This window comes from Shewanella fidelis ATCC BAA-318, from assembly GCF_000518605.1.
GTDB lineage: Bacteria > Pseudomonadota > Gammaproteobacteria > Enterobacterales > Shewanellaceae > Shewanella > Shewanella fidelis.
On the sequence record NZ_JADX01000018.1, the window covers coordinates 173,205 to 181,767 of the forward strand.

Annotated in this window: 8 protein-coding genes and 1 tRNA gene; all 9 read left to right on the forward strand. The window is 41.7% G+C overall.

Annotated features, from left to right (window positions below; all coding sequences use genetic code 11):
• The first annotated feature begins 653 nt into the window (after positions 1-653).
• The 9 genes from L884_RS0109785 to L884_RS0109825 all read left to right on the forward strand — a co-directional run bounded on the left by L884_RS0109785 (position 654) and on the right by L884_RS0109825 (position 8,559).
• Positions 654-2,810 (forward strand): prolyl oligopeptidase family serine peptidase, encoded by a 2,157-nt coding sequence (locus L884_RS0109785; RefSeq protein WP_028767335.1) that lies wholly within the window; start codon positions 654-656, stop codon positions 2,808-2,810.
• 384 nt (positions 2,811-3,194) lie between these two features.
• Complete coding sequence (gene ybgC, locus L884_RS0109790) at positions 3,195-3,593, forward strand: tol-pal system-associated acyl-CoA thioesterase (RefSeq protein WP_028767336.1); 399 nt, start codon at positions 3,195-3,197, stop codon at positions 3,591-3,593.
• On the forward strand, positions 3,583-4,272 hold the full coding sequence (gene tolQ / locus L884_RS0109795) for a protein TolQ (protein ID WP_028767337.1): 690 nt from the start codon (positions 3,583-3,585) through the stop codon (positions 4,270-4,272). The genes ybgC and tolQ overlap by 11 nt, the downstream gene beginning before the upstream one ends.
• Entirely contained in the window at positions 4,272-4,709 is a 438-nt protein-coding gene (gene tolR, locus L884_RS0109800) for a protein TolR (protein WP_028767338.1), read from the forward strand. Before tolQ ends, tolR begins: the two co-directional genes overlap by 1 nt.
• Entirely contained in the window at positions 4,710-5,645 is a 936-nt protein-coding gene (tolA, locus tag L884_RS0109805) for a cell envelope integrity protein TolA (RefSeq protein ID WP_028767339.1), read from the forward strand.
• A gap of 9 nt (positions 5,646-5,654) precedes the next feature.
• Positions 5,655-6,977, forward strand: a complete 1,323-nt coding sequence (gene tolB / locus L884_RS0109810) for a Tol-Pal system beta propeller repeat protein TolB (RefSeq protein WP_028767340.1) — start codon at positions 5,655-5,657, stop codon at positions 6,975-6,977.
• A gap of 23 nt (positions 6,978-7,000) precedes the next feature.
• The gene (gene pal / locus L884_RS0109815) at positions 7,001-7,540 is read left to right on the forward strand and encodes a peptidoglycan-associated lipoprotein Pal (protein ID WP_028767341.1); all 540 of its coding nucleotides are present in this window, start codon (positions 7,001-7,003) and stop codon (positions 7,538-7,540) included.
• Between the two features lie 22 nt (positions 7,541-7,562).
• Positions 7,563-8,291, forward strand: coding sequence for a tol-pal system protein YbgF (gene ybgF, locus L884_RS0109820; RefSeq protein ID WP_028767342.1), 729 nt, complete (start codon positions 7,563-7,565; stop codon positions 8,289-8,291).
• 192 nt (positions 8,292-8,483) lie between these two features.
• Positions 8,484-8,559: transfer RNA gene (locus tag L884_RS0109825), tRNA-Lys, on the forward strand.
• The last annotated feature ends 4 nt before the right edge of the window (positions 8,560-8,563 follow it).

Sequence of the window (8,563 nt, forward strand, 5' to 3'; positions counted from 1 at the left end):
TAGCCATATGTTCAATGAATTTATATGCAGTGATTTACCAGTAAACTTGAATATTATTTCTGGTTTTTGTGTATTAATATTGCTTGAATAGGCAAAAAAAAGCCCGCTTACATGGTAAGCGGGCCGCAAAAATAAATCATTGCAATCAACAAATTGAAGGAAGGAAGTCAAGCATAAGAACCAGGGATATAACTTCCGTGGAAAACCACCAAAGTTTTAAAAGTTCTTGTTTCCATATCTGCTAAGCAGACACTTCCTGAAAACGAGACGAATTATAGAGTTGAGCGACGGGGCTGACAAACTAGAATTATTAGACTTAATCATTAGTTTTTTTAATGCTTGAGTTGAGGCGTGTTGCTGGTAAAAACAGCGTAAACCTAGGTTATTGTGGTATTTGTCACATTTAGTTGGGTAAATCGCATGATATTTTATTTATCTATGTTACTAATTTATTAACAGTTACTTATCGTCATCTCTAAAAACAAAGCTCAAACAAACTTTGCGATGAGATTTTTTAATTTGTATAGTGCGTTTGCAATCAAACGCTAAGCAATTAAATAGATGACGGTAACAGACCGAGACCGAGTAAAGCTAGGCTTAGCGATAACAACAGAACTCTTATGTTAAAAGAGTCATTTAATCAGGGATAAGTTATGCGAATTAAATCAATGCTGACTAAAAAGCATATTTTAGCGATAGGGTTAGGGATCGCTATAGCAGGTTGCCAGTCTCAACCACAATCAAATAGTGAAGAAAGTATAATTAGTGAAAGTAATGGCGGTGTCATAGAAACAATTCATGGGGTACAAGTTGCCGATCCATACCGTTATCTCGAAGTTGAGTCAGATAGAACAAAAAAGTGGGTGAGTGAGCAACAAAAAGCGGGTAACGATTATCTCGCGGGTATTGCCAACAAACAGGTGATCGTTGATCGCATTACTGAATTATGGAATTTCGAAAAAATCTCAGCACCGTTTGAGAAAGGTAGCAATACCTTTTACTACCGTAACGACGGCTTACAAGCACAGTCAGTACTTTATGTAAAAAATGCCCAAGGTGTCGAGAAAGTTGCACTTGACCCCAATCGTTTTTCTGATGATGGCACTGTAGCGTTATCAGGTGTGTCTGTTAGCGACGACGGCAAGACGCTTGCCTATGGGGTTTCAAAATCAGGTTCTGATTGGCAGGCTTGGCATTTTGTCGATGTTGCAAGCGGTAAAAAGTTAGCTGATGAGCTGGATTGGATTAAATTCTCAAGTGCGGTGTGGAATAACGATAATAGCGGTGTTTACTACGCACGTTATGATGCGCCTGAAGGGGGAAATGCTTTAGCTGATGTTAACTTTAATCAGAAAGTATACTTCCATAAAATGGGGACGCCGCAAAGTGCCGATACTTTGGTGTACGAGCGCCCGCAAAATAAAGATTGGGGCTTTGGTATAGAGGTCTCTGAAAAAGGTGACTATTTACTGTTATATATTTCTCAAGGTACCGATAGTCGCAACCGTTTCTTTTATAAATCGCTTAAGGATCCAAAAGCAGACGTTGTTGAACTGATCCCTGATTTAGAAGCTGAGTACAGCTTTATCGGGAATGATGACTCGGTCTTTTATTTTAAAACCGATTATAACGCACCCAATGGTAAAGTGATTGCTATTGACGTGAACAATAGTGATAAAGCGAACTGGCAGACGATTATTCCTGAACTAAGCGACCCTATTAGTAACGTTGAAATAGTGAACGATCATCTGGTAGTGAGTTATTTGCATGATGTATTGGGCAAACTCACTATTTATAGTATGAATGGCGATAAGCGCCAAGATGTAGCACTTCCAGGTAAAGGTAAGGTTGCTGGTCCATATGGAAAGCGCAGTAAAGATTACTTTTATTACGTTTTCAATAGTTATATTCAGCCGCAAACGACTTATAAGTTTGATTTTAAAACCGGTGAGTCAAGTGTTTACTCAAAACCAGACGTTTCATTTGATCCAAATGATTACGCTTCAGAGCAAGTGTTTTATACCAGTAAAGATGGCACTAAAGTGCCTATGCTGATCTCTTATAAAAAAGGGATGAAAAAAGATGGTCAAAACCCAACACTGCTTTATGCGTACGGTGGTTTTGGTATCTCAATGACACCTCGTTTTAGTCCTGCCAATATTGCATGGATGGATATGGGCGGTGTATACGCAGTGCCTAACCTCCGCGGCGGTGCTGAGTACGGTGATAGTTGGCATAAAGCGGGTATGTTCGATAAAAAGCAGAATGTATTTGATGATTACTATGCCGCCGCTGAATACTTAATCGACGAGAACTATACAAACTCTTCAAAATTAGGTGCATATGGCCGGAGCAATGGTGGTTTATTAATGGGGGCTGCCATTACTCAACGCCCAGAGCTTTTTGCTGCGGTATTACCTGCTGTTGGCGTGCTTGATATGTTGCGCTTCCAGAAGTTTACTATAGGTTGGGCTTGGACAAGTGAATATGGTAGCGCTGATAATGCTGAGCAGTTCCCAGCTTTGTATGCGTATTCACCTTATCACAACCTTGAAGAAAGAGCTTATCCTGCAACTATGGTGATGACAGCAGATCATGATGATCGTGTTGTACCGTTACATAGCTTTAAGTTTGGTGCATTAATGCAAGATAAACAACAAGGTGATGCGCCAGTAATTATGCGAATCGAATCAAAGGCTGGTCATGGTGCGGGTAAACCGACTTCAATGAAGATTGATGAATTTGCGGATATCTATAGCTTCCTCTGGCATAACTTTGGCCTAGCAGTACCTGCAAAAATCGCTGAATAGCTAATTAAGTTAGCTTGAACAATAAATTGAAAAGGAAGCTTCGGCTTCCTTTTTTGTTTTCGTGGATAACGTGACAGCAATCTGGCGGATTTTGTGGCTTAATCACATTCAGCTATTGGGTTGCTTAAAGGCAGTAATGATGGTTAACAATAATAGCTGGGAAATAACGGCATTAGAAAAGGAGTGTAAGGAATAAAGTCTGAATGGTAATTCGTCCGCATTCGTTATTAAGATGGATTTGGGCATTAATGCAACAATCTTTTAAGATGATTAACAAAATTTTATGAAGAAGCGTATTACATATCACATATCACGATTCACAATTGCATAGTGCCTAGGTATAGTAGGCCTCTATTTTATCTTATCGATTGGCGATTTTTGTTTATGTTTCGTTGGCCTATTTCGGTTTATTATGAAGATACAGATGCTGGTGGTGTAGTCTACCACTCAAATTATTTAAACTTTTTTGAGCGAGCTCGAACAGAGTGGTTACGTGCGTTAGGCGTTAGCCAAACTGCGCTTTTGGCAGAGGACATTGCATTTGTTGTTAAACGTGCAGAATTGAATTTTTGCAAAGCGGCACGTTTTGAACAGAACCTTATTGTAGAAACCAAGGTCATAGAACTTAAGAAAGCGTCAATGGTGTTTGAGCAACGCCTTATCGACGAAGACGGTGTGGTGTATTGCGAAGCTGAGATTTTAGTTGCTTGCATAGCTTTATCCCGCATGAGACCCAAAGCCATTCCCCAAAATATTGCGCAGGAGTTCAAAGGTGGAAGCTGATATTTCTTTTATTGGATTATTTTTACAAGCAAGTCTTTTAGTTAAGTTGGTTATGTTGACTTTGCTTGGTCTTTCAATTGTGTCGTGGGCGGTGATTATTCAACGCCGTAAATTGTTAACGGCAGCCAAAACAAATGCGCTTAAATTTGAAGATAAGTTTTGGTCCGGTGTGGACTTGAATAAACTTTATCAAGAGTTGTCAGCAAGACAAGATAGTAACACCGGCCTTGAAGCGCTATTCGTGAGTGGCTTTAAAGAATATGCTCGCTTAAATAAGTTAAACGGACGAGTACCTGAGGCTGTAATGGACGGCAGTTATCGAGCAATGCGAGTGTCTCTATCTCGTGAGCTTGAAAAGCTCGAATCAAATTTACCGTTACTAGCAACAATCGGTTCTACCAGCCCGTACATCGGTCTATTTGGTACTGTATGGGGGATCATGAACTCGTTTATCGCACTAGGTGCTGTAGAAAATGCCACGCTTGCGATGGTAGCGCCCGGTATCGCTGAGGCGTTGATTGCTACAGCAATGGGTTTATTTGCAGCTATTCCTGCCGTTATTGCCTATAACCGTTTTTCTACTCAGGTAGAGAAAATTGAAATGTCTTACGCTAACTTTATGGAAGAGTTTTCAAGTATTTTACACCGTCAAGCATATAGCGAGAAGGAACAGGCATAATGCATCAAGGCTACCAAAGGAAGCGCCGTCGTCCGGTTGCCGAAATTAACGTGGTGCCCTATATCGATGTGATGTTGGTACTACTGATTATTTTTATGGTAACGGCTCCGATTGTTGCTCAAGGGGTTAAAGTTGATTTACCTCAAGGTGAGGCAGAATCTTTGCCTGCAGATAGTAAACCACCAGTGGTTGCATCGATTGATGCGATGGGGGATTACTACCTTGATGTTGGCAGCGCTAACTCTAAAGAAGTGTTAGAGCTTGAAGAGGTTGCCGTTAGAGTCGGTGCAATTATTCAATTAGAGCCAGAGCGTCCTGTAGTGGTTAAGGCTGATCGCTCAATCCCTTATGAGAGAGTTATTCAATTAATGGTGAGTTTACAGGGAGCAGGCGTTCCCTCCGTTGGCTTAATGACTGATTCGCCGGAGGATAATTAATTGGCGGCTAAATCAGATTTAACAATTCCCTTTACTATTTCAGCTGGTATTCATATTGGCGTGATAGTTATTCTTGCTTTAGGTGTGGACTTTTCAGAAAAGCCTAAGCCACAACCTAAAGCAAGTGCACCAGCTGTGCAAGCCGTTGTTGTTGATCAGCAAAAAGTAGCCCAACACGTTGAAAAACTTAAAGCTGAAAAACGAGAAGCTGAGCGTAAAGAAAAAGCCCGTCAAGAAGAAGCTGATAGACGGGTTCGTGAAGCGCGTAAAGAGCGTGAGCGTGAGCAAGCTCGGATTGAAAAGCTTGAACGAGAGCGTAAACAAAAAGAGATTGAAACTCAGAAGGCTGCAGATGCAGCAAAAGCTGCTCAGTTAAAACAAAAGCAAGAGAGAGAGAAAGCGGCGAAAGCTGAAGCAGAACGTAAACAGAAAGAAGCTGAACGCAAAGCGTCTGAAGAAGCGGCTCGTAAAGCGGCAGAAAAACGTAAAGCTGAAGAAGCCGCTGCTAAAAAAGCTGAAGAGGAACGTAAGCGAAAGGCTGAAGCTGAACGAAAACGCAAAGCTGAAGAGCAAGCAAGGCGCGAGCAAGAGCAAATGATGCAAGATGCTTTGGCGGCTGAGCAAGCAGCACTTTCACAAACACGCAATAAGCAGGTGATGAGTGAAGTGCAGCGTTACACTTCGATGATCCGTGCAACGATTCAACGTCACTTAGTGGTTGACGAATCTATGCGAGGTAAAAGTTGTCGAGTGTTTATTCGTCTTGCAAATGACGGTTTTGTAACCGCAAGTCAGACTTTAGATGGTGATGGTGTCGTTTGTCGCGCAACTAAGGCGGCGATAAACAAAGCGGGTAGACTACCAGTATCGAATGAGCCTGATGTATACAACAAGTTAAAAGAGATTAATTTAACAGTTCAACCTGAGTTTGATTAAAGGAACCATATGAAAATTTTTGGTAAATGGTTGTTGGCGGGACTGCTTATTTGCAGCATGCCTGCAAAAGCTGCATTGGATATTGTGATTACAGAAGGGGTTGATGCCGCGAGACCTATTGCTGTTATTCCATTTGTTTGGCAAGGCACAGGCCCTATGCCGTCACAAATATCTGATGTAGTGATGTCAGACTTAGCCCGCAGCGGTACATTCAGCCCTGCTGATGAATTAAGTTTACCGCAACGCAATATTAGCAGTGTTGCTCAATTTAATGCTGATGCTTGGATGGCACAGCCTGCTGAAGCTGTGGTGATGGGATCGATTAAACCTTATCCAGGTGATAAGTATCTTGTTAGTTTTGAGCTAATTGATTTAGTAAAAGCACAACTGCAGTCAGATACAGCGTCGAAGCAAGATCTGGTGATTGATAGTCGAGAAACCGTGATCTCAGCAGCGCAGTTCCGTCAATACGGTCACCGTATTAGTGATGTTGTATATGAAAAACTAACGGGGATCCGGGGCGCATTTTTAACTCGTATTGCTTATGTTGTGGTAAACCATAGCGAGAAATCTCCATATAAGCTGATGATTGCCGATTATGATGGTTACAATGAACAGATGTTACTTCGCTCTCCAGAGCCGTTAATGTCACCTTCTTGGTCACCAGATGGTCAGCGATTAGCTTATGTGAGTTTTGAAAACCGTAAGGCTGAAGTTTATGTTCAAAACATTTATACGCAGCAGCGAACAAAAGTAACAAGCTTTGATGGCATTAACGGTGCACCGGTATTTTCTCCAGATGGTAAGAAACTTGCGCTGACACTTTCCAAAGATGGCCAGCCTGAAGTTTACGTTGTTGATATTGCCACCAAAGCGATTAAGCGTGTAACTAATCATTATGCGATTGATACTGAACCATCTTGGTTTCCTGATGGAAAGTCTTTGTTAATAACCTCGGAGCGAGGTGGTCGCCCACAACTGTATCGTGTTTATCTGGATTCAGGTAAGATTTCACGTTTAACCTTTGAAGGTGAGTGGAACCTCGGTGGGTCAATTACGCCGGATGGACGCAGTATTATTTTTGTTAACCGTACCAACGGAAAATTTAATATTGCTCGTATGGATCTAGAAACTCGTTTTATGCAAGTGCTAACGAGTACACGCTTAGATGAATCACCAAGTGTGGCGCCAAACGGCACTATGGTTATTTACGGAACTACATACCAAGGCAAGCAAGTGTTAGCTGCGGTTTCTATGGATGGACGTTTTAAAGCAAGATTGCCTGTTGGGCAAGGTGAAGTTAAATCACCATCTTGGTCACCATTTCTCTAACTAAAAAGATTAAGGATTATAAAATGGATCTGAATAAGCTATTTAAAGCGATGTTAGTCGTGCTTCCTATTATGGCTATCAGCGCATGTAGCTCGACTTCTGAGTCAGAAACAGATGCAACGAGTTCAACTGAGTCATCTTCATCAAGTGAATATGCAAATAATGGCGTAGAAACTGGTGGTGTAGCACCTGTGCTGACTCCTGAAGAGCAACAACGCCTTAAGTACCAAGAGTTGAGAAAAGAACACATTATCTATTTTGATTTTGACCGCAGCTCTGTATCTCAGCAATTCGCCGAAGTACTAAATGCTCACGGAGACTACTTAGTTGAGCATCCAAATGTTCGCGTCATGATCGAAGGCCATGCTGATGAACGCGGTACGCCAGAATATAACATTGCACTTGGCGAACGTCGTGCTAAAGCGGTTGCTAAATATCTACAAGGTATGGGTGTACAACCTAGCCAGATGAGCATTGTAAGTTACGGTGAAGAAAAGCCGATGGATTTCACTCGTACAGATGAAGGTTTTGCTAAAAACCGCCGTGCTGTATTAGTTTATTAATTTTTAGGTAAAGGTTTACCTTATGAAACATGCCGTTTTGTCCGCGGCAATCATCCTTGTTGCAGGCTCTGCTTATGCAGCGCCTGCTCCTGTAGAGGATATTGCTGGTGGTTCGACTGACGATAGAATAGCTCGGCTAGAGCGAGTCGTTAAAGCTAAGCAACAAAGTGAGTTTCAAATGCAACAGCGTTTGGAGGCTCTTCAACAAGAAGTGTTGGATCTACGTGGTTTAAGTGAGCAGCAGTCATATCAAATTGAGCAGATGCTACAAAGACAGCGTCAGTTATATGAAGATATAGCGAACCTTTCAACAAAGGCTTCCGCTCAACCTACTATAGTGCAGCCAGCCGCTGTTTCATCTTCAGCACCTTCAAGCTTAGGCGAAACTGCGAGTTACGAGCAGGCTGTTAATTTAGTATTGAAAGATAAGAAGTATGAAGAAGCAATTCCTGCTTTTGCAAACTTCATTCAAAACTACCCAAATTCAACTTACGCTCCGAACGCAAATTATTGGTTAGGGCAGTTGCTTTACAATAAAAGTGAATTTGCTGGAGCAACTAAAGCGTTTACTACTGTTGTAGAAAAATATAAAGATTCAAGTAAGCGTGGCGAAAGTTTAGTCAAGCTTGGCATGATCGCAGAAAAAACGGGCGATAAGGCAAAAGCAAAGGCTTATTACCAAAAAGTTAGTCAGGAATACCCTAATAGTGCAGCAGCACGAATTGCACTGCAGCAACTTTCATCACTTTGATGCTGTTTTATTCGTAAAACAATCTCTTAGTTTGTTTTTCAGGCAAACAAAGAAAAATGGGAAAATTGCGCTTGCATGGGAAACTGAAAAAGGTATTATAGGCGCCCTCGGAGCGAGAGAGTCGTCTGAGGGCATCTTAGCCACCTAATTAGATATTCTAGCTAGGCAGTGAAAGATGTTAGTTATGCTAATGGGTCGTTAGCTCAGTCGGTAGAGCAGTTGGCTTTTAACCAATTGGTCGAAGGTTCGAATCCTTCACGACCCACCACTTT

Bases quoted from the DNA above. Each gene is read 5' to 3' on its own strand.
- pal (WP_028767341.1), top strand. From the start codon at position 7,001: ATGGATCTGAATAAGCTATTTAAAGCGATGTTAGTCGTGCTTCCTATT.
- tolB (WP_028767340.1), top strand. From the start codon at position 5,655: ATGAAAATTTTTGGTAAATGGTTGTTGGCGGGACTGCTTATTTGCAGC.
- L884_RS0109785 (WP_028767335.1), top strand. From the start codon at position 654: ATGCGAATTAAATCAATGCTGACTAAAAAGCATATTTTAGCGATAGGG.
- ybgF (WP_028767342.1), top strand. From the start codon at position 7,563: ATGAAACATGCCGTTTTGTCCGCGGCAATCATCCTTGTTGCAGGCTCT.
- ybgC (WP_028767336.1), top strand. From the start codon at position 3,195: ATGTTTCGTTGGCCTATTTCGGTTTATTATGAAGATACAGATGCTGGT.
- tolR (WP_028767338.1), top strand. From the start codon at position 4,272: ATGCATCAAGGCTACCAAAGGAAGCGCCGTCGTCCGGTTGCCGAAATT.